Origin of the sequence: Diaphorobacter limosus (assembly GCF_033100095.1) — a bacterium.
In the GTDB taxonomy this organism is placed as follows: Bacteria; Pseudomonadota; Gammaproteobacteria; order Burkholderiales; family Burkholderiaceae_C; genus Alicycliphilus; species Alicycliphilus limosus.
The window spans coordinates 517,194-537,853 of the sequence record NZ_CP136921.1; the positions used below are offsets into that span (position 1 = coordinate 517,194).

At 61.8% G+C, this 20,660-nt stretch carries 17 protein-coding genes and 3 pseudogenes; 15 read left to right on the plus strand and 5 right to left on the minus strand.

Going from position 1 to position 20,660, the window contains the following annotated elements; genetic code table 11:
* Positions 1 to 63: 63 nt before the first annotated feature.
* From P4826_RS02530 to P4826_RS02540, 3 genes and pseudogenes are all read right to left on the minus strand, one after another.
* Positions 64 to 2,978 (minus strand): annotated as a pseudogene (locus tag P4826_RS02530) (Tn3-like element IS1071 family transposase).
* A 114-nt stretch (positions 2,979 to 3,092) separates the two neighbouring features.
* A complete protein-coding gene (locus P4826_RS02535; protein ID WP_079385910.1) occupies positions 3,093 to 3,797 on the minus strand; it encodes an isocitrate lyase/PEP mutase family protein in 705 nt (234 codons plus the stop codon).
* Between the two features lie 485 nt (positions 3,798 to 4,282).
* Positions 4,283 to 6,142, minus strand: coding sequence for a glutamine--tRNA ligase/YqeY domain fusion protein (locus P4826_RS02540; RefSeq protein WP_197970338.1), 1,860 nt, complete (start codon positions 6,140 to 6,142; stop codon positions 4,283 to 4,285).
* Positions 6,143 to 6,211: 69 nt separating this feature from the next.
* On the opposite strand from P4826_RS02540, the gene P4826_RS02545 reads away from it, so the two are divergent.
* The 15 genes from P4826_RS02545 (at position 6,212) to P4826_RS02615 (ending at position 19,295) form a co-directional block, all read left to right on the plus strand.
* Positions 6,212 to 7,063 carry an AraC family transcriptional regulator gene (locus P4826_RS02545; RefSeq protein WP_317702424.1) on the plus strand — a complete coding sequence of 284 codons (852 nt, stop codon included), beginning with the start codon at positions 6,212 to 6,214 and terminating at the stop codon, positions 7,061 to 7,063.
* Positions 7,064 to 7,187: 124 nt separating this feature from the next.
* On the plus strand, positions 7,188 to 7,697 hold the full coding sequence (gene msrA / locus P4826_RS02550) for a peptide-methionine (S)-S-oxide reductase MsrA (RefSeq protein ID WP_008652077.1): 510 nt from the start codon (positions 7,188 to 7,190) through the stop codon (positions 7,695 to 7,697).
* Positions 7,698 to 7,782: 85 nt separating this feature from the next.
* Entirely contained in the window at positions 7,783 to 8,271 is a 489-nt protein-coding gene (locus tag P4826_RS02555) for a peroxiredoxin family protein (protein ID WP_317702425.1), read from the plus strand.
* A 4-nt stretch (positions 8,272 to 8,275) separates the two neighbouring features.
* On the plus strand, positions 8,276 to 9,808 hold the full coding sequence (locus P4826_RS02560; protein WP_074423286.1) for a protein adenylyltransferase SelO: 1,533 nt from the start codon (positions 8,276 to 8,278) through the stop codon (positions 9,806 to 9,808).
* Positions 9,809 to 10,375: 567 nt separating this feature from the next.
* A complete protein-coding gene (gene msrB, locus P4826_RS02565) occupies positions 10,376 to 10,816 on the plus strand; it encodes a peptide-methionine (R)-S-oxide reductase MsrB (protein ID WP_034054008.1) in 441 nt (146 codons plus the stop codon).
* Positions 10,813 to 12,033: a bifunctional alpha/beta hydrolase/OsmC family protein gene (locus tag P4826_RS02570; protein WP_008647313.1), complete on the plus strand. Its 1,221-nt coding sequence runs from the start codon at positions 10,813 to 10,815 to the stop codon at positions 12,031 to 12,033. The genes msrB and P4826_RS02570 overlap by 4 nt, the downstream gene beginning before the upstream one ends.
* Before the next feature lie 32 nt (positions 12,034 to 12,065).
* A complete protein-coding gene (locus tag P4826_RS02575) occupies positions 12,066 to 12,347 on the plus strand; it encodes a DUF427 domain-containing protein (RefSeq protein ID WP_034053981.1) in 282 nt (93 codons plus the stop codon).
* Positions 12,344 to 13,753 carry a mercuric reductase gene (locus P4826_RS02580; RefSeq protein WP_034053982.1) on the plus strand — a complete coding sequence of 470 codons (1,410 nt, stop codon included), beginning with the start codon at positions 12,344 to 12,346 and terminating at the stop codon, positions 13,751 to 13,753. Before P4826_RS02575 ends, P4826_RS02580 begins: the two co-directional genes overlap by 4 nt.
* A gap of 17 nt (positions 13,754 to 13,770) precedes the next feature.
* Complete coding sequence (locus P4826_RS02585) at positions 13,771 to 14,379, plus strand: sulfite oxidase-like oxidoreductase (RefSeq protein ID WP_008647302.1); 609 nt, start codon at positions 13,771 to 13,773, stop codon at positions 14,377 to 14,379.
* A complete protein-coding gene (locus tag P4826_RS02590) occupies positions 14,372 to 15,133 on the plus strand; it encodes an FAD-binding oxidoreductase (protein ID WP_042797684.1) in 762 nt (253 codons plus the stop codon). Before P4826_RS02585 ends, P4826_RS02590 begins: the two co-directional genes overlap by 8 nt.
* Before the next feature lie 21 nt (positions 15,134 to 15,154).
* The gene (egtB, locus tag P4826_RS02595; protein WP_197022694.1) at positions 15,155 to 16,363 is read left to right on the plus strand and encodes an ergothioneine biosynthesis protein EgtB; all 1,209 of its coding nucleotides are present in this window, start codon (positions 15,155 to 15,157) and stop codon (positions 16,361 to 16,363) included.
* Positions 16,360 to 17,337: an L-histidine N(alpha)-methyltransferase gene (egtD, locus tag P4826_RS02600; protein ID WP_317702426.1), complete on the plus strand. Its 978-nt coding sequence runs from the start codon at positions 16,360 to 16,362 to the stop codon at positions 17,335 to 17,337. The genes egtB and egtD overlap by 4 nt, the downstream gene beginning before the upstream one ends.
* A gap of 13 nt (positions 17,338 to 17,350) precedes the next feature.
* Entirely contained in the window at positions 17,351 to 17,797 is a 447-nt protein-coding gene (locus tag P4826_RS02605) for a hypothetical protein (protein ID WP_008647292.1), read from the plus strand.
* Positions 17,798 to 17,820: 23 nt separating this feature from the next.
* Positions 17,821 to 18,357, plus strand: a complete 537-nt coding sequence (locus tag P4826_RS02610; protein ID WP_317702427.1) for an MOSC domain-containing protein — start codon at positions 17,821 to 17,823, stop codon at positions 18,355 to 18,357.
* Between the two features lie 5 nt (positions 18,358 to 18,362).
* A complete protein-coding gene (locus P4826_RS02615; protein ID WP_317702428.1) occupies positions 18,363 to 19,295 on the plus strand; it encodes a CorA family divalent cation transporter in 933 nt (310 codons plus the stop codon).
* A 156-nt stretch (positions 19,296 to 19,451) separates the two neighbouring features.
* On the opposite strand, the pseudogene P4826_RS02620 reads toward P4826_RS02615, so the two are convergent.
* A pseudogene (locus P4826_RS02620) lies at positions 19,452 to 19,826 on the minus strand (ATP-binding protein); the annotation flags it as partial.
* 146 nt (positions 19,827 to 19,972) lie between these two features.
* A pseudogene (locus tag P4826_RS02625) lies at positions 19,973 to 20,656 on the minus strand (Tn3 family transposase); the annotation flags it as partial.
* Positions 20,657 to 20,660 lie beyond the last annotated feature (4 nt).

Here is a 20,660-nt window from a genome sequence, read left to right on the forward strand (position 1 = left end):
ATTTCATTGACTTTCCTGTTCACTTTCAAATCTGCGATTCGTGGCGTCAAACCGTGGTCGGTTTCATCCATTGGTGCCAGTTATCGATGCATTTGGCCGCGAAGGCAGGATTTGGTCAGCATAGCGGTCAACCGGGAAGCGAAACACACCCCGCAAGTTGATGCTCTCCAGCCTGGTGGGCGCAATCTTCCCGATCAGTTCCGGTGGAATGACCTGGCGGCGGTTCGACCAGCGATCCATAACCGCCTGCATCTGTGAGGTATTCCACGCCATCACGATGTTGGCCATCAGGCTCAACGCATCGGCCACAGCCTGCATTTCATCGACACGTTTGGCCTGCGCCGGGCTGATCCGGCCGGTATAAATGGCGCGCTTGAGGGCGTTAACAGCCTCGCCCCGATTGAGCACCCGGCGCAACTCGTTCCTGAAAGCGTCCTTGACAAAGTAGTCAGCCAAAAACGCCGTACGCAGCAACCGCCCCAATTGCACGCCAGCCTCATAGATTGGATCGCCCTGGGCGGCAGAACCGAACCGCGCAAGAGCTGCCACCGCACTGGCATGTCCGCTCATGACCGAGGCTGCCAGGTGCACCAGACTATCCCAATGCTTTTCGATCAAAGCGACGTCGACATTGGCTTCGCACACCGCAGCGATTTCTGCGGGCACTTTGGTGCCGCGTGGCACAAAGAGGTGGCGCTGTTTGAGTTCCTTCAACCGCGGGCAAAGATCAAAACCAAGCAAACGGGCATGTGACATGGCAAAGTCGGTGTAGCCATGGGTATCCACAGCAAGCTGGCTGGTCTCCAGCTTTTCTTGGCGGATGACACCTTCAATGGCCACGCCCGCCTGGCGCTCATTGAGCACAAAGGGCTGCGCATGGAAGATGCCCCACCGGTCTTTTACATGGGAGTAGATTCCAATGGAAGGTGTGTTGCGCCGAGGATCAAGCCGGGCTTGCCACACCCGTTTGGTGGTCTCCATGCTCATCATGTCAGAAGATGCCAAATCGGACCGCCCCCAGGTGGCGGCAATCGGGTGTCGCTGCATGAATTCCAGCACAGCCTGGCAGGCCTGGCTCAGACGCCGTTCGTCCCGCGCCCAGCGCATGGCCTGGCGAATGCTGGTGGCAGACAATTGCGGAATCATGCGCGCGCATTCGACCGCAGTCAGACTGGTGCCGTGGGCCATGATGCCGGCATAGACCATCAGCAGCTCGTCGGTAGAGCGCGGCTCACGTCCGAGCATGATCCAGCTAAAGCGCACCTGGGCGTCAACGGCCAGAATCACTTCCGGCAATTGAACCTCACCGATGCGGTGATCCAAAGCCGCGCGCAGCTTGGTCACTTCTGGGTCTTCGTCCTCTGCGGGCAATGGCGACAAATGGAGTTCATCATCCACGCGCAGTACGCCACTGCGGGCTGCAGCGGCCACCGCATCGACACCGGCAGTTACTCTGGCCAGCAAAGGCTTCAAGAAAGTGGCAGCCTTGCTGGGTAACGATAGACGGGCATAGTGTTTCTTGGACTCTGCCTGCCAACGCTCGTCCGTGAAGAACAAGCGCGCACGACCCCGAAAGCTCAGGCTGTGCTCAATCCAGACCGAGCCATTGCGCACCGCGCGGCGCAGGGCAAACAGGGTGGCCACCTCCAACGCCTGAAACGCCCGTTCCCGGTCTGGGCTGGAGATCGAAACCTGCCAGATCATTCCCAGACTTGGTGCCACCACTTCAACTGGCAGCTTTCTGGATCCTTTGAGATATAAAGCTTGCAGCTTGGCAAGGTACTCGATGGCAGGATGCTCGCCGGTGGCCTGCCAGGGCAGCTTTGCAATGGCGACGAGCAACGACCGCACGGGGCGAATTCCATCAATCAATCCCTCGCGGACCAGGGAGGCCCTGCTCGGTGGTTTGCGTTTCTGGGTTTCGGTGATCAAGGCTTCAAGACGGGCACGCAACTCAGCATCTGGCACCGCACCTTGCGCGCTCAAGGCAACAAGTTCGCCGAGCAGCGTTTTGTACATTGCGGCCCAATTGACGGTAGCGGGGACATCGGCGGCAGCCTGACGCCACAGATCGGCGATCCGGCGCTGCACCATAAGGATCAACTGGTCTTGGTGGTGAACAGGCAATACCGAAGAAAGCATGCGACCTCCACGGTGCGCGCTGGCTCTTTGATCTTGGCTCCGGCTGAGGGCGGCCTGGAGACAAGTCGGCGCGCGTAGCGGCGCAAGATGAGATCGGGGATGTCTGCCAGGTGCTTATGAACGTCCAGCGTGTAAAGCAGGTCGATGCGCTCCAGTACCTCGCTGATTTGGCGGGTTGAGTGTTTCGCCGGTGCAGCCCATAGCCAACTCTGCTGGGTTTGTCCATCTGGGCGCAGCTCTGAAACTGAGGCTCGCCAGCGATCAAGTGTTGCTGGATCAACGCTGGCGGCGATGGCGGTGCCTGTTTCAACTTCAAGCTGGGCAAGTGCCGCCGCAATCAGTGTCCGAATTGCCCGCTCGTGCACGATCACCAGCTTGTTCTTGTACAGCCATTGACGCGCCCGCACGAGTAGCTGATCGCGGTCGGCGCAGCGCGCCACTTCGTCGCGCAGTTCACGTACCAGTGAGCGGCGCTGGTGCTCGCTCATCCACTGGAATCCAAGGACCGTGCAGGCTACTTGTTGGTGATCGAATAGCGTGCGCCCGCGTTCATACATGGCTCTCAGCGAGGCGACTTCTGGTGCTGCAATGCCAAGCTCGTTGCCAAGGTGGCGCCACAAGGCTACTGGAATTACCCGAAAGGCACCGAGCAAACGCCCACTCATGCGCAGGAAACCAATATGGAGCGCCAGACCAAGCTTGTGGGAATCACCTCGGCGTGCATTGATTGCGTCGCGCTCGGCACCATCGAAGGTGAAAAATGCCTTCATCTCGAAGTCGCTGATATCGCGGGGGAGCCCACGCATCCCCAAAAACGTTGTGTGCCAACCCTGCATCGTGAACCTCAAAAGTGGGAGGCCACCATACCCGTTTACAAAGCGAACAGGAAAGTCAATGAAATCAACGGTCTACCCAGACCACCCCCGCGCCAGTGCTAGCTTTGCGTACCGTCACTTATTGCACTGAAAACGAGGAGACCCCAAAGATCCGAGTTGGGGCACGGTGAGAGGTGAACCTGTCAGGCCCATGACCACGGTGAGGGGGGCATTGATCTCCCGGACGAGCGCTTCGATGGTCTTGGGGTCGGAAGCCCCCGGCACAAAGAGGCAATCCGCACCCGCCTCTCGGTACGCATTGCATCGCTCGACGGCCTCTGCAAAAACATTGCTCGCACCAGTCAGGTAGACATCGGATCGGGCCGTCAGAACAAAAGGAACTCCCGACGCGTCCGCGGCGCGTCTTGCTGCCCGAACGCGCGCGACAGCGTGCTCTCTGTCGAACAGGGCTTGCGCAGGATTGCCGCTGTAGTCCTCGATGTTCGCGCCCACCACACCAGCACGAATCGCAGCCGCGATGGTTTCTCCAACCTCTTCAGGGCTCGCACCGTAGCCCGACTGGAGATCGGCGGAGACAGGAAGTGGACTTGCCGCAGCAATGGACCCCACGCGATCCAGCATGGTCTCCCTGCTCACAGCAGCTTCTTGATCAGGGAATCCCAGCGAGAAAGCCACGCCTGCACTCGTAGTGGCGATAGCGGGAAAGCCGCAGGACGCGAGCATCAGCGCACTACCAACGTCCCAAGCGTTGGGCATCAGAAAGATGGCCTCGGCAGTGTGCAATTGCTGGAACCGTAGACCCCGTTGGATTTGGCTCATTATGGCCATCCTAGTCGCCGAAGTTGGTGGCGGGTACTTCAGTCGGTATCGTGCGTATGGGCAATCTCGCCCAGACACCGCATCAACTTGTCGTAAAGCGTGCGCCCTGTTGTCGGGGGAGGTATGCCACACACCCATGTACTTCCTGCCGTTTTTGCGATTTGGTAGAGCGCCTCACTTTTCGACCATAACCAGCGCATGCACAGATTCGTCGGTGTCGAAAAACGGCTCACGTTGCTTGCGTGGTTGCTTTAGGCAGCGCGTTCGAATCTCCTCGGGACGATTCAAGACAGGTTTACCGGGCAAACGCTCCGCAACTCCTATGTGGCCGTGTCAACCGCGCGTTGTTCCGGATCTGTTCACCTACTCGCCAAAACGGAGTAGATAGCTACCCCCAGATTCTGAGAGTGAAGTGGTGCAAGGCGATGTCTTCAACAAAGACGATTTGTACGAGGCATTAAGCAAGCACAGAGTGGGAATAGCGATCAATTCCAACGATCCTTCAACCCCGTCACCCGGTTGAACACCACTTTCCCGCCCACCCCGTGGTCCGCACGGTCGGCCACGAAGTAGCCGTGGCGCTCAAACTGGAATTTCTGGTCTGGCTTCGCTGCAGCCAGTGAAGGCTCCACAACCGCCGTCACCACCTTCAGGCTGTCGGGGTTCAGCGCGTCCAGGAAGTTCTTGCCGCCCGCGTCGGGTTGCGGGTCGGTGAACAGGCGGTCGTACAGGCGCACTTCGGCGCTCACCCCGTCGGCGTTGCCCACCCAGGTGATGGCGGCTTTGGCCTTGACGCTGTCGGCGCCGGGGGTGCCGCTCTTGGTGCCGGGGATGACCTTGGCGTGCACTTCGGTCACTTTGCCTTCGGCGTCTTTGGCGCAACCCGTGCATTCGATGACGTAGCCGCCTTTGAGGCGCACCACGTTGCCTGGGAACAGGCGCTTGTAGCCCTTGGGCGGCACTTCTTCAAAGTCTTCGCGTTCGATCCACACGTCCTTGCCGATCTTGAAGACGCGGTCAGGCGGCGGCGTCTGGCCTTCGGCAATGGTGCTGTGGGGCAGGGCGGGCTGGGTGCAGTCTTCGGTGTAGCCGTCAGAGCCGAACACTTCGGCCCAGTTGGTGAGCACCAGCTTGACGGGGTCAAGCACGGCCATGCCGCGGTGGGCCTTGTTTTCCAGGTCTTCGCGCAGGCAGCCGTCGAGCGTGCTGTAGTCGATCCAGGAGTCGCTCTTGGTCACGCCGATGCGTTCGGCAAACAGCTGGATGGCCTCGGGCGTGTAGCCGCGGCGGCGCAGGCCGACGATGGTGGGCATGCGCGGGTCGTCCCAGCCGCTGACTTTCTTCTCGTTCACCAGCTGCGCCAGCTTGCGCTTGCTGGTGATCACGTAGGTCAGGTTCAGGCGCGCAAATTCGTACTGCCGCGGCGGTGGGGCCTTGAGCAGGCCGCCTTCGCACAAACGCTCCAGCAACCAGTCGTAGAACGGGCGCTGGTCTTCAAATTCCAGCGTGGCGATGCTGTGGGTGATCTGCTCCAGCGCGTCCTCGATGGGGTGCGCGAAGGTGTACATGGGGTAGATGCACCAGGCGTCGCCCGTGTTGTGGTGCGTGGCGCGGCGGATGCGGTAGATGGCCGGGTCGCGCAGGTTGATGTTGGGCGAGGCCATGTCGATCTTGGCGCGCAGCACGGCGGCGCCGTCGGCCAGTTTGCCGTCGCGCATCTCGCGGAAGCGGGCCAGGTTCTCTTCCGGGCTGCGGCTGCGGAAGGGGCTGTCCACGCCGGGCTTGCCGAAGTCGCCGCGGTTGATGCGCATGTCTTCGGCTGTCTGCTCGTCCACATAGGCGTGGCCGGCGGTGATAAGGTATTCGGCCGCGCGGTACATGAAGTCGAAGTAGTTCGACGCGTAGTACAGGTGGCTTTCCTGCTTGCCGTTGAAGTTGGATTCCCAGTTGAAACCCAGCCACTGCACCGCGTCGAGGATGGAGTCCACGTACTCCTTTTCTTCCTTCTCGGGGTTGGTGTCGTCAAAGCGCATGTGGCAGACGCCGCCGTAGTCGCGCGCCAGGCCGAAGTTCAGGCAGATGCTCTTGGCGTGGCCCACGTGCAGGTAGCCGTTGGGTTCGGGCGGGAAGCGGGTGCGGATCTTGGCCGGGTCGGGCTGGCCGGCGTCGTGGAAGGCGGCATCACCCGGGCCGCCGCCCCATTGGCGCTGGGCGTAGGTGCCGGTGGCGAGGTCTTTTTCAATGACCTGGCGCAGGAAGTTTGACGTCCTGAGCGCCTGGCCCTCAATTTCTGCGGGAGCTTGGTGGTGTCGAGAGATGCTGGACGAAAGGGACGGGGGGGGCATGCAGTCATTCTAAGGAGAGGCGGAAGCTCCAAGATAATCAAGGTCTAACCCACAACAGGTGTCACGCGCTTGAACCAAAGCACTCCCTTGCCGAACGCCTCTCTGCTGAACCAGCTGTTACGGTTCACCCCCACGGCGCGCATGTTTTTCTCGGGAAATCTCTGTACCCTGACGCAGGGATCCGAGGCTGACGGCCTCAAGCAGGGGACGATGCACCTGCTGAGTCGCGGCGAGCTGCAACTGACGCGCAAGGGCTTTGCGCCGCTGAACGTGCGGGCGCCCAGCGTGCTGTTGCTTCCCCGCGCGTTGGAGCACTGGGTTCAGGGCTCAGGGCCGCAGGGGGTGGACCTGATGTGCGCCACCCTCAGTGAATTGGCGCCGCCGCTGGACATGATCTTGCCGGACGTCACGGTGATTGACTTGACCGCCACGTCATCGCTGCAGCGACCGGTAGAGCTGCTGTTCGAGGAGGCCGAGGCACGTGCTTTTGGTTATCGGGCAGCGATCGACCGCCTGCTGCAATACACCTTCGTGGTGCTTGTGCGTCACCTGATTGATCGGCAACTGCTGTCCGGCGGTGTGCTGGAGGCCATGGTCGACAGCCGTCTGGGTGTGGTGCTGTCCATGCTGCACGAATCGCAAGAGCACGACTGGACGCTTGACAGCATGGCGGAGCTGGCGCACCTGTCCCGGTCTGCCTTTGCCCTGCGCTTTGTCCAGGTGGTGGGCATACCGCCGTTGACCTACTTGACCCACTGGCGCATGGCGGTTGCCCGCAACCTACTCGCGCAAGGGCAGGCAGTGAAGGCGGTGGCCTCTCAGGTGGGCTACGGTAATGCCACCGCATTCGCGCGAGCGTTTCAACGGGCCTCGGGGCAATCGCCCAGCGCTTGGCAGATGGAGCATCTGAGTCAGCCGTAGGTCCATCGCGCCCTGGTTCTGGACGATCGGTGGCGTGATGCGGACGCCGAATGCCGTTGTGCTGTGCCGAACGGACCCGACTTCAGGTTCAATGCCTTGAGGCAGAACTTTGAAGGAGATCACGATGAACCCGAGCGAAAAAGCAGTCCTGGCCGGCGGTTGTTTCTGGGGCATGCAGGACCTGGTGCGCAAGCTGCCTGGCGTGTTGCGCACCCGTGTGGGCTACAGCGGCGGCGATGTGCCCAACGCCACCTACCGCAACCACGGCACCCACGCCGAGGCGTTGGAGGTGGAGTTCGACCCCACGCAGACGAGCTTTCGCGACCTGCTGGAGTTCTTCTTCCAGATCCACGATCCGAGCACCCCGGGGCGCCAGGGCAATGACCGCGGCAGTTCCTACCGGTCGGCCATTTTCTACACCTCGGACGAGCAGCTGGCCACGGCGCAGCAGACCATTGCCGATGTGAATGCCTCGGGTTTGTGGCCGGGCAAGGTGGTCACCGAGCTCGCGCCCGCGGGGCCGTTCTGGGAGGCCGAGCCCGAGCATCAGGACTACCTGGTCAAGCACCCCAACGGCTACACCTGCCACTACCCCCGTGCGGGCTGGAAGCTGCCGCGACGCGAGATCGGCTGACGGCCAACGCTCAAGAACGGTGGGGGTCGGCGCGCCAGTGGGCGGGCCGACCCGGTGTGTCTGTTTTTTTCCTGAGGAGATGGTGATGCAATCCCGGTGCATTCAACAGGCGCCCGAGCTGCGGGTGCCGTGGTGGATCGACGGCGAAGGGCGCAGCATGGCACCGCTGAAGCTGTCCGATCTGGGCGACGGGTTCAAAGTGATCTTCTGCTTCCAGCACTGGTGTCCGGGCTGCCACAGCCATGGCTTTCCGACCCTGCAGAAGCTGATCAAGGCGTTGGGCGATCGCGGCTTCGCGTTTGCCGCGGTGCAGACCGTGTTCGAGGGCGCCGAGTCCAACACCTTCGAGCGCCTGCGCGAGACGCAGTTGCGCTACGGCTTGAACATTCCGTTCGGACACGACCCTGCGATCGGACGCGCGTCGTCGCTCATGGCGGACTACGGGACGCGCGGCATGCCGTGGTTTTTGGTGATCGATCCGCTGGACGAGGTGCTCTACAGCGACTTCGAGCTCGACGAGCGGCAGCTGATCGGGGCGTTCGGCGCTTCGAACGATGGTCTCAAGGCGGCCTGAAGTCATGCGTGCGTCCACACCAAAGGCCGTGTCGGAGCCGAAGACGCCGGGGACGGGCCCGGCGTTTCGGCTGCCGTTTGACAACAGCTTCTTCCGGGACATGCAGGGGTTCTATGTGCCTTGGAAGCCCGAGCCGTCCCCGGCCCCGGCCTGGGTGCAGTTCAACGACGCCCTGGCGCTGGAGCTGGGGCTGGAGCCGGCGACGCTGAAGTCTGCGACCGGTCTGGCGTGGCTGTCCGGCGTGGAAATGCCGGCTGAGGCGGCGCCGCTGGCGCAGGCCTACGCGGGACACCAGTTCGGCCAGTTCTCGCCACACTTGGGGGATGGCCGCGCCTTGCTGCTCGGGGAACTCATCGACACGGCAGGACAGCGTCGGGACCTGGCCCTCAAGGGGTCGGGCCGTACGCCGTTTTCGCGCCGTGGCGATGGCAAGGCGGCACTGGGCCCGGCGCTGCGCGAGTACCTCATGGGCGAGGCCATGCACGCGTTGGGCATTCCCACGACGCGTGCGCTGGCGGTGATCCGGACCGGTGAGCGGGTGAACCGCGAGGGCTCGCCCCCCGGGGCGATCTTGGTGCGCGTGGCGGCCAGCCACTTGCGGGTGGGCACTTTTGAGTTCTTCGCGGCGCGGGAGGAGGAGGTGATGCTTCGGCGGCTGCTCGACTATGCCGTGGCGCGGCATGACCCCGCCCTCGCCAAGCTTTCCGACAAGCCCATTCCGATGCTGGAGGCCGTCTGTGAGCGGCAGGCGCAGCTGATTGCACGCTGGATGGGCGTGGGCTTCATCCACGGGGTGATGAACACCGACAACATGAGCATTTCGGGCGAGACCATCGACTATGGTCCGTGTGCGTTCATGGAGGGTTTCGATCCGGCCACGGTGTTCAGCTCGATCGACCGTCAGGGGCGATATGCCTACGGCCAGCAGCCGGCCATGGCGCAATGGAACCTGGCCCGTCTGGCCGAAGCGTTGCTGCCGGTTCTGGACGCCCGCGATATCGACGTCGTGGAACGGGTGGAACAGGTGGTGGCCGGGTTTGCCGTGCGCTTTGACCGGCATTGGACCGGGCAGCTGCGCGCCAAGCTGGGCTTGGCCGCTGAAGAGCCGGACGACCGCGCCCTGGCGGACGACTTCCTGCAGCTGCTGCAGCGGGAAAAGGTGGACTTCACGCTGGCGTTCCGCCTCCTGTCCGACGCCATCACGGGGCCGGATGCCGCACTGCACGACCTGTTCGGACGGGAGCGCCCGGCGCTCTCGGACTGGCTGGCGCGCTGGCGCCAGCGCATGGCCCGGGAGGGAAGGACCTTGCAGGACTGCGCCGCAACGGCGTGGTCGGTCAATCCCTTCGTGATCCCGCGCAATCACCAGGTGGAGGCGGCGCTGTCGAGTGCCGTGGACGAGGCCGACCTCGGTCCGTTCGAGCGCCTGCTGGCGGTGCTGGGGCGGCCGTACGAGACGGTGGAGTCCGCGCGGCCATTCACGCTGCCGGCCTCGCCCGAAGTGGCCGCAGCCCACCGCACCTTCTGCGGCACCTGATTGGGGTACCCAACGATTTCTGAAAGGAGACTTCGCATGACCACAACGAAACAGGAACCCGGTGTCCTTGGCGAAGCGGCCGCTCCCCTGGGTGTGACCCGGTGGGTGGACGCGTCGGGCCAGGCGCTGGAACACTTCGACCTGGACCGCATGCCCGGCCGGTTCAAGCTCATCTTCTGTTTTCAGGACGCCTGCCCGGGGTGCCATGCGACCGGCTTTCCGGCGCTTGCCCGGGTGGTCGACGCGTTTCGGGGGAGCGACTTCGTCGGGTTCGCCGCAGTCCAGACCGTGTTCGAGGACTTCGGTTCGAACACCTGGGAGCGCATGCTGGCCAATCACTCCCGCTACGCGCTGGGCATTCCCTTCGGGCACGACGCCGGTGACGAACAGGACGGCGCGGGTTCGGAGCTGATGCGCCGCTACCGCAACGGCGGCACACCCTGGTTCATCCTGATCGATCCCGATGGCAGAGTGGTCTACAACCATTTCCGAATCGACGCCGACAAGCTCGTCACCTTTCTCAAGCGGCTGGAAAACGAACCGGCGGCACCGGAGCCTGGGCCCGACATGTTGACTTGGAAAGGAGTGATTCAACTGGTGGAAACGGGCAACCCGACGCCACCGCGCCGAGTTGAGCGCAGCGAAGCCGAGTGGGCCCAACAGCTGACGCCCGAGCAGTTCCGAATCACGCGGCTCAAGGGCACCGAACGGGCGCACAGCTCCTCGATGTGTACGCTGTTTTCGCCCGGGATCTACCGGTGCGTGTGCTGCGGCACTGAACTATTCGATGCGTCGACCAAATATGACAGCCGCAGCGGCTGGCCCAGCTTCACGCAGGCCATTGCCCCGGGTCTGGTGGGCTATCACGGAGACAACAGCCACGGCATGGTGCGGGTGGAGACGACGTGCAACGTCTGCGACGCCCACCTGGGTCACGTGTTTCCCGACGGACCCAAGCCCAGCGGTCTGCGCTACTGCATCAACGCCCTGGCACTGGAGAAAGCATGAGCAGCGAAAAGGTAGGCTTCGCTGGCAGCAGCCAGGGTCTGCTGGTGGGTGTCTTGGAACGCCCGGACCATGCACCGTTACAAGCCCTGGCGGTGTTTGCCCACTGCTTTACCTGCGGAAAGAACTCTCTCGCCGCGACCCGCATCAGCCGGGCGCTGGCTCAGCAGGGCATCGCCACGCTGCGCTTTGATTTCACCGGTCTGGGCGAGAGCGAAGGCGACTTCGGGCGCGGTGGCTTTTCGTCCAGCGTGGCGGACATTGTGGCGGCGGTGCACTGGATGCAGAGCACGATCGGCATGCCTGCACTGTTGGTCGGACACAGCCTGGGGGGGACGGCGGCCATCGCGGCGGCTGCCCGCCTCGACGGCATACGGGCGGTTTGCACGCTGGGCGCACCCGCGACGGCCGACCATGTGCTTCGTCACTTCGGTCCGACCAAGTCCGAAGAGGATGGGCAGATCCAGGTCGACCTGGGCGGCCGGGCGTTCAGGATCGCGCCGGCCTTCATTGAAGAGCTCCAGGCCCAAGCCCACGAGAACCCGGTCAAGGGGCTTCGCGCGGCCTTGCTGGTTATGCACGCGCCAAGTGACGCGGTGGTGGACATCGGCGAGGCACAGGACCTGTTCAAGGCGGCCAGACATCCTAAGAGTTTCATCAGCCTGGACGATGCGGACCATCTGCTCACGCGCCCGGCCGATGCGCAGTATGCGGCTGACCTGATTGGCGCCTGGGCCTCGCGGTTTCTGCCGATGCGAGCCGAGCGAAACGATGCGCCGTCGGACCTTCGTGCGGGCGAGGTGTGGGTGGGGGAGCACGATCACGCCTTCTGGCGATCGATGCGAGCAGGTCCGCACCACCTCGACGCCGATGAGCCCAAGGAAGTGGGTGGTGGCGAACGCGGGCCCGATCCTTATGAACTTCTGCTGATGTCGCTGGGCGCCTGCACGTCCATGACATTGCGCCAGTACGCCAAGCGAAAAGGCTATGCGCTCAAGGATGTCCAGGTCAGGTTGCGTCATGAGCGCGCGCACGCGACCGATTGCCAGGAGTGCGGGGATCGCTCGGGACAGGTTGACCACGTCACGCGGCAGCTCCTGCTGAGCGGACCGTTGAGTGAAAGCCAGCGACAGGACCTGTTGCGCATCGCCGATCGTTGCCCCGTGCATCGAACGCTGGAGAACCATCCGGTGATCACCACCACACTGATTCGGGACTGATCCCAACCACACACAAACGAAGGAGACGGAGCATGAGAGCCATCTGGAAAGGCACCACCATCGCTGAGAGCGATGACATCGTGGAAGTTGAAGGCAACGCCTATTTCCCACACGACGCGTTGCGCCCGGAACATTTCAAACCAAGCGATACGCACACCACCTGTCCATGGAAGGGGCGGGCCAGCTACTACGACGTCGTGGTCGGCGAAGACGTGAACGCTGACGCGGCGTGGTACTACCCGTCGCCCAAGGCTGGTGCGGAGGCGGTGACCGGCAGGGTGGCGTTCTGGCGCGGTGTCGAGGTGCGGCCATGAGCGGGGAACAGAGGTTCGACGCGATCGTGATCGGAGCCGGTCAGGCCGGTCCCTTTCTGGGCGCGACACTCGTTGCCCGGGGTATGAAGGTGGCGCTCATCGAGGAGCGTGACCTGGGTGGTACCTGTGTCAATCGGGGCTGCACCCCAACCAAGACCCTACGCAAGTCGGCTCGTGTGGCTCACATGGCGCGCCGGGCCAGCGAATTCGGTGTGCAAACCGGGTCGGTCCAGGTCAACTTCAGGGCAGCGATGGAGCGCATGCAACGCCGGGTGGAGGAGGCTCGCTCTGGCCTGCAGGCCTGGCTGGGCCAGTTGGAAGGACTCACCATCATCAAGGCGCGCGGTCGCCTGGCGGGCCGTGAAGGCGAACAGTTCGTGGTGCTGGCCGGCGAGCATCAGCTGGTGGCGCCCAAGGTGGTGCTGAACACCGGCACACGTCCCTTTGTTCCGCCGGTGCCTGGGCTGGACGAGCTGCCGTTCCTGGACAACGAACGGCTGTTGGCGCTGCGTGAATTACCGTCCAGGCTGGTGATCATCGGCGGTGGATACATCAGCCTGGAGATGGCTCAGATCTTTCGGCGGCTGGGAAGTGAGGTTGCCATTCTGGAAACAGGGCCCCGCCTCACGGCCCGCGAGGACGAGGACATTGCAGCCGCTGTGACCGGAATGCTGACAGCGGAAGGCATCGAAGTGAACACCGGCGTGCGCATTGAGCGGGTCGGCAAGGCGGACAACGACGCTGGCGTGCGGGTGCAGTTGGCTGGTGGCCGCAGCGTGGATGGCAGCCACCTGCTGGTGGCCACCGGGCGAATACCGAACACCGACTGTCTGGGCCTGGAAACGGTGGGCCTGGAGGTCAGTGCGCGAGGCTACCTGGTCACCAACGACCGGCTCGAAACCGCGGTTCCCGGCATCTGGGCGCTGGGTGACATCAATCAGCGCGGGGCCTTTACCCACACCAGCTACCACGATCAGGACATCGTGGCGGAGAACCTGGCCGGAGGGCAACGCAGCGCCGCCGCGCGCGTCGGCATTTATGCCATGTTTACCGATCCTCCGCTGGCCCACGTCGGTCTTTATGAGGCCGACGCGCGAAAACTCGTGACCGAAGGGCGACGCATTTCCCAGGCGGTTCACGCCATGAAGGACGTCAGTCGCGCGAAGGAAGAAGGCGAAACCGTGGGCAAGATCAAGCTCCTCATCGATGAGGACAGTGGTCATTTCCTCGGAGCGACCATGCTCGGGATCCAGTCGGACGAGATCATTCAGGCGATCGGTCTGGTGATGGCCAGTGGCGGCACCTGGAAGTTGGTCCGGGATGCATTGCCCGTTCACCCGACGGTCACCGAGTTCCTGCCCACCATCATTGATCGACGCAAGCCCTTGACCGCAAGTTCTGGGTGAGCCGGAGGACCCACACCATGCCCATCAACCGCTCATTCAGCGGCCGCAATCGCGATGTCCACAACCACGGCGGTCGACTTCCGCCAGGACAGTCCCTGACGGAAGGTTTTCCCGTGCTGACTGCGGGCCCCACCCCAAAAGCCTTGGCGCTTGGCGATTGGCGCTTGACCTTGAAGGTCGGTGTGCGGCCGGTTCGCGTTTGGACCTGGAGCGAATTCCAGGCCCTGCCCCAGACCGAGCAGGTGGTCGATATCCATTGCGTTACCACCTGGTCGAAATTCGACACCCGCTGGCGCGGTGTGACGTTGGACACCTTGTTGCAGGCGGCCGGACTGGAAGCGCCCACGCCTTGGGTGTTGGCGCATTCTCAGGACGGCTACTCCACCAACGTGCCGTTGGCCGATCTGACACAAGGGCGCGCAATGATCGCAACGCACTACGACGACCGACCGCTCGCGCCCGAGCACGGGGGACCGGCACGCCTGTTGGTGCCGCATCTCTACTTCTGGAAGTCGGCCAAGTGGGTCAATGCGCTGCAGTTCAACGAGCGCGACGAGGCCGGGTTCTGGGAACTGCGGGGCTATCACATGCGAGGCGACCCTTTCAAGGAAGAGCGCTATGGATGAGGCTGTTGGTCAACACCGGCTGAGCTGGCAGACCGCACGCATCGATGCGTTGCAGGCACTGACTCCACGCGTCATGCGGGTGGTGCTGCGTCCTGACAGATGGGTTCGCCCGAGGCCGGGCCAGCATTTGGATGTCCGACTGACAGCGGAAGACGGCTATCAGGCACAACGGAGCTATTCACTCCTCTCACCTCCTCAACGTACCGGGCTCTATGAGCTTGGCATTGAGCGTTTGGACGATGGCGAAGTATCCACCTGGTTTCACGACAAGGCCCAGCACGGCGAAACGATTGAAGTCCTCGGACCGGTTGGAGGTCATTTTGTGCTTGACGAGTCGAACACACGACCAGCCTTGCTGATTGGGGGAGGATCTGGCGTCGTTCCCCTTTTGTCCATGGCAGCGCAACGCGTGGGTGCATACAGCCAAGCGCATACAACGCTGTTGGTTGCCGCACGCCATCTTGACGAAGTGTTGCTCTGGCCCACCCTGCAGCGATGGGAAGCGTTTACGCCGCGGTTTCGCAGCCGACTGGCGCTCTCGCGGGATACCTGTGCCCCGCGCGCACAGGACCACGTTGGCCGCATTGATGGAGCCGATGTTGCTTGGGCATTGCAGCAATTGGGTGATGTGGCGACCGAATCTGCGCAGGTTTTCATCTGCGGGCGTAATGACTTTGTCGAGTCCATCGTTCATATGGTCACCGGGCTAAATGTGCCCGAGGTCTCCATCCGCACCGAGCGCTTCGGAAGTTGACTCTCTTTTTTCTCATCTGCCGTGACACCTGAAGACATCCGCCTAACCCGATACGTCTCTGTCCGTTCGCGCAGCGAACGTCTGTGTGCCCCTCTGAGTGCCGAGGACCATGTTCCCCAACCGGTTTCCGACGTCAGTCCGCCGAAGTGGCACTTGGCCCACACCACGTGGTTCTTCGAGACTTTTGTCCTCGCGAAACAACAGCCGGACTATCGACTGTTCCATCCTCTGTATGGCTACCTGTTCAACAGCTACTACGAATCGGAGGGCGCTCACCTGGCACGCCCGCAGCGAGGGAGCTTGAGTCGCCCGACGGTGGCTGAGGTGATGGCGTATCGCGCGCATGTGGACGAGTCCATGCGCCGTATGCTGAAGGAACCACTGGAGCCCGCGGTCGCGGCCTTGGTAGAGCTGGGCATGCAGCATGAACAACAGCATCAGGAGTTGCTGATCACAGACATCAAGTACATCCTGGGCCACAACCCATTGCATCCGGCGTATGACCCTCTGGGCATCGGTCCCCAAGATGTGACGGCCGAACATGATGGAACCTGCCCACCACTGGACGATTGGCTTAGCGTCGAAGGGCAGACGATTCGCATGGGCCACCAGGGGCCAGGGTTCGCCTTCGACAACGAGTCGCCATCGCATTTGGCGCTCATTCAAGGAGTAGACATCCGTGTGGCGCTAGTCACCAATGATGAATACCTTCAGTTCATGCGCGACGGAGGATATCAGCGCCATTCGCTCTGGCATGCGGAAGGCTGGGACTGGGTGCAAACGCTTAAATTCCGTGCGCCGATGTACTGGCAGCCCGACCCTAACCAGCCTGACGGATGGGGTCATTACACGCTCCAGGGGGTGATGCCGCTGACCAGTCAGGCACCAGTCACGCATGTCAGTTACTACGAGGCACACGCTTTCTGCGATTGGGCGGGGTGGCGATTGCCCACCGAGTTCGAGTGGGAAGCAGCGGCAAGCCGGTTCGACTGGGGGCGTCGATGGGAATGGACGCGCAGTGCCTATCAGCCCTATCCCGGTTTTGCCCGCAGCGAGGGCGCAGTGGGCGAATACAACGGGAAGTTCATGGTGAACCAGCAGGTCTTGCGCGGAGCGTCCTGGGCCACATCGCCGGGCCACGCCCGTTTGACATACCGGAACTTCTTTCACGCTCCGTTGCGTTGGCAGTTCACGGGCATCCGTCCTGTTCGCTCGCGGGAGTCCGCATGACTGATCGGGACAGACTGACGGAGCATGTTCTGCAAGGGTTGACGCGACCACAGAAGGCGCTCTCATCCGCTTGGTTCTACGACGATGAGGGCTCGCGCCTGTTTCAGCAGATCATGGCGCTGCCCGAGTACTACCTCACACGCCTTGAGCACGAGCTGCTGCGCTCACGCGCGGATGAGCTTTCCCGGTGGATAGATCCTCGGTGCAGCCCGATCGATCTGATTGAACTGGGCAGCGGCGACGGGGCCAAAACGCTGTCGCTGTGCCAGGCACTGGCGCAACGTGAAGTGGATTGCATCTACAGGCCTATGGATGTGTCCGCACACGCCCTAGCGGATCTGAGCCGCCGCTTTGACACGTACCTCCCCCGCATGGCCATCGAACCGGTGCTGGGAGACTATTTCGAGCATTGGCCTCAGATTGCCGAAGGGCGACGCCAGGTTGCAATGTTGCTGGGCAGCAATCTGGGCAACCTCGACGAACACGGTGCCGTCAAGCTGCTGCAGCGGGTGCATTCGCATTTGCGCCCGGGTGACCTTGTGCTGCTTGGTCTGGATCTGGTCAAGGACCCGGCCATGCTGCGCGCAGCTTACGACGACTCTCAAGGCGTGACAGCTGCGTTCAATCTGAACCTGCTGACACGGTTGAATCGCGAGTTGGGCATGGACTTCGATCTTGCGAAATTTCGTCATTACGCCAGCTACTGTCCGCTGGAACACGTGGCCAGGAGCTTTCTGGTTAGCCAGGTGGACCAGGTGGTCAACAGCAAGACCCTCGACCGAGGTTTCGTTTTCCTTGCCGGCGAGACCATCTACACGGAGCAATCTCAGAAGTACACGATGGCTTCTATTGAACACCTCGCAGCCCAAAGCGGGTTTGACAACACCTGCACCCTGACCGACCCCCGAGGCTGGTACGCCATCACCGTCTGGCACCGGCTACCGTTCACCCCAACGCAACAAACGTCGACCTGAAAAAGGAGTCCTAATGAGCAACAAGACCCATCTGCGCCAGACCATGCTGGACCTTGCCGAAGGGCGCCTGCGGTTTGCTGAACAGACCTATGCGCAATACCTGGTCGGTGCGGCGGGCCGCGGAGATGAACCCAGTGAAAGCGATGCGGCGTCGCGGGCCGTCAACAATGCTGCTCTGGCGCAGGCGTTCGAATGCCCCATTCACGACCACCAGGAGGCCCTGGAAGTCTTGCGTCAGATCGATTTCGGTCCCCGGGATTCGGTGGAGACAGGCGCCGTGGTTCGCATCGACGGGCGTTGGTTCGTGATTGCGGTTGCCAGCGATGCCTTCCAGTGCGACGGCAACACCTACATGGGAATTTCCACCCAGGCGCCCATCTACGCAGCGATCGCAGATGCCCGAGCCGGTGATGTTGTCAGCTTCCGGCAACGCGAACTGCACATAGAGGAAGTCTTGTGATGCACCTCATTCGAGTCTGAACGATGGGCAGCACGCTGCGCGACCTGGTCCGGCGCTTTCATGGCACAGGTCGGCTTGATGCCATCGTTCTGCGCCCGGATCGCCTCAAGGACGCAGTGTCCGTGCAGGAGGCCAGGGCCGAACCGGGTCTCGGGCTGATTGGCGATCACCGCTCCCTGAAGCTTCGTCAGTCGGATGCGCAACGCCATCGCGAGCTGAGTCTGATCCAAGCTGAGCACCTTGGCTTGCTCGGGGTCTGGACGGGGCAAGCTCCAATTGCCCCGGAGCGTTTGCGGCGCAACCTTGTGATCTCGGGCATCAACGTCGCCGCAATGCATTCACCCTTCCGGGAAGAACGCTTTGTCTGGCGAATTGGCGGATCGGTCCGCATTGAAATCACGGGGCCATGTCCTCCTTGTTCACGCATGGAGGACGAACTCGGTGAAGGCGGTTACGCCGCGCTGCGCGGTCACGGGGGCGCCACGGCACGGATCGTCGTAGGTGGCGTGCTACGGGTTGGAGATACCGTTAACCTTGACGTTGAATCCACCGTGGGTTGATAGCCATGATCGAAGCAGAGCGTACGCCTGGGTTTCTCCATCTTCTCCAGATGACCGGCGGTGCGTCGTGGTTGCACATGTGCATCCACCACCGCGAGACGGAGAGTTTTCTCTCAAGCGTGACCGGCCTGGACAAGCTGATCGCCGCAGCGATGGTGTCTGAAGATACCCGCTCGCGGTTGCGCGTCCACGGGCAGGGCGTGATGGTTTTGCTCAAAGCGATGCATTTGAGAGCTGATGGAGTGGGGCATCCGGAGGACATGGTGTCCATGCGAATCTGGATTGATGAGCGTCGGGTTATCACGACCCGCGAGGAGGATGTGGATCCCATCCTCGAACTTGCGGAAGACATCTCTCAGGGGCGGGGCTCGGCAACGCCAGGTGACTTCCTTTGCGATCTCATCGAAGAGCACCTCTCGGAAGTTTCCGAGCAGGTCGAGATGCTAGAGGATGGGGTGAATCTGATCGGCGGCCTTCTGGTTCAACACCAGACGGAAGCGGCATGCCCGAGCATGGCCAATACCCAGACCGCGATCTCTGGCTTTCTCCGTCATCTTGGCCCCCAGCGGGCCGTTCTTCAAACGTTGACAACCCTCGTCGTCCCGCCGCTGAATACCAATCATCGAGGCCGACTGGAGGAGCACCTGAACCAGCTGTTGCGGTTGCTCGAAACGCTGGAGAATTTGCGTGACCGTATCGATATCCTCAGTGACCGGGCAAACCGCATTCAGGAGCGACAGCTGAATCAAAGCTCTTATGTTTTTGCCGTGGTATCCACAATCTTCTTGCCCTTGAACTTTGTCACTGGCCTGTTTGGCGCCAATCTTCTGGGACTGCCGTTCGCAGATGCCACCAATGGCTTCTGGGTGTTGGTAGGTCTTTGCTTACTAATGAGTGTTGGGTTGGTAGCGGTCTTTCGCTGGTTCAAATGGCTTTAGTAGACGGTTTGTGGACTGTTTGAGATGTATCTTCGGAGCCGTCCATCAAGGACGGGTGCGCTGTTAGGAAAAACGATACGTGCCTGTTGATTCATCAGCACAACTGAGCCAGTGATCACGTCGAATACTGAGCCACTGGGTTGATGGATGTTCTGGCTACTCGGTTGTGGATAAGTCTATCGGGTCTGCTGCTTTTCGATCTCCTTTCTGAGCTTTTGCACGTGGCTTGGACGGTGCCGCGCCAGCGGCACTGGAGTGCTTGAATCGCCAGCTCTCATTGCCTGTCTCCACGATGTGGCAGTGGTGCGTGAGGCGGTCGAGCAAGGCGGTTGTCATCTTGGCGTCGCCGAAGACGCTGCTCCATTCCGAGAAGGTGAGGTTGGTGGTGATCACCACGCTCGTTCGCTCGTAGAGCTTGGAGAGCAGGTGGAACAGCATCGCACCGCCCGACTGCGTGAACGGCAGGTAGCCCAGTTCATCCAGGATCACCAGATCGACGTACATCAGCCGGTGTGCCAACTGCCCGGACTTGTTGGGGTCTCCTCGTTTTCAGTGCAATAAGTGACGGTACGAAAAGCTAGCACTGGCGCGGAGGTGGTGTTGGTAGATCGTTGATTTCATTGACTTTCCTGTTCACTTTCAAATCTGCGATTCGTGGCGTCAAACCGTGGTCGGTTTCATCCATTGGTGCCAGTTATCGATGCATTTGGCCGCGAAGGCAGGATTTGGTCAGCATAGCGGTCAACCGGGAAGCGAAACACACCCCGCAAGTTGATGCTCTCCAGCCTGGTGGGCGCAATCTTCCCGATCAGTTCCGGTGGAATGACCTGGCGGCGGTTCGACCAGCGATCCAGGACCGCCTGCATCTGTGAGGTATTCCACGCCATCACGATGTTGGCCATCAGGCTCAACGCATCGGCCACAGCCTGCATTTCATCGACACGTTTGGCCTGCGCCGGGCTGATCCGGCCGGTATAAATGGCGCGCTTGAGGGCGTTAACAGCCTCGCCCCGATTGAGCACCCGGCGCAACTCGTTCCTGAAAGCGTCCTTGACAAAGTAGTCAGCCAAAAACGCCGTACGCAGCAACCGCCCCAATTGCACGCCAGCCTCATAGATTGGATCGCCCTGGGCGGCAGAACCGAACCGCGCAAGAGCTGCCACCGCACTGGCATGTCCGCTCATGACCGAGGCTGCCAGGTGCACCAGACTATCCCAATGCTTTTCGATCAAAGCGACGTCGACATTGGCTTCGCACACCGCAGCGATTTCTGCGGGCACTTTGGTGCCGCGTGGCACAAAGAGGTGGCGCTGTTTGAGTTCCTTCAACCGCGGGCAAAGATCAAAACCAAGCAAACGGGCACCA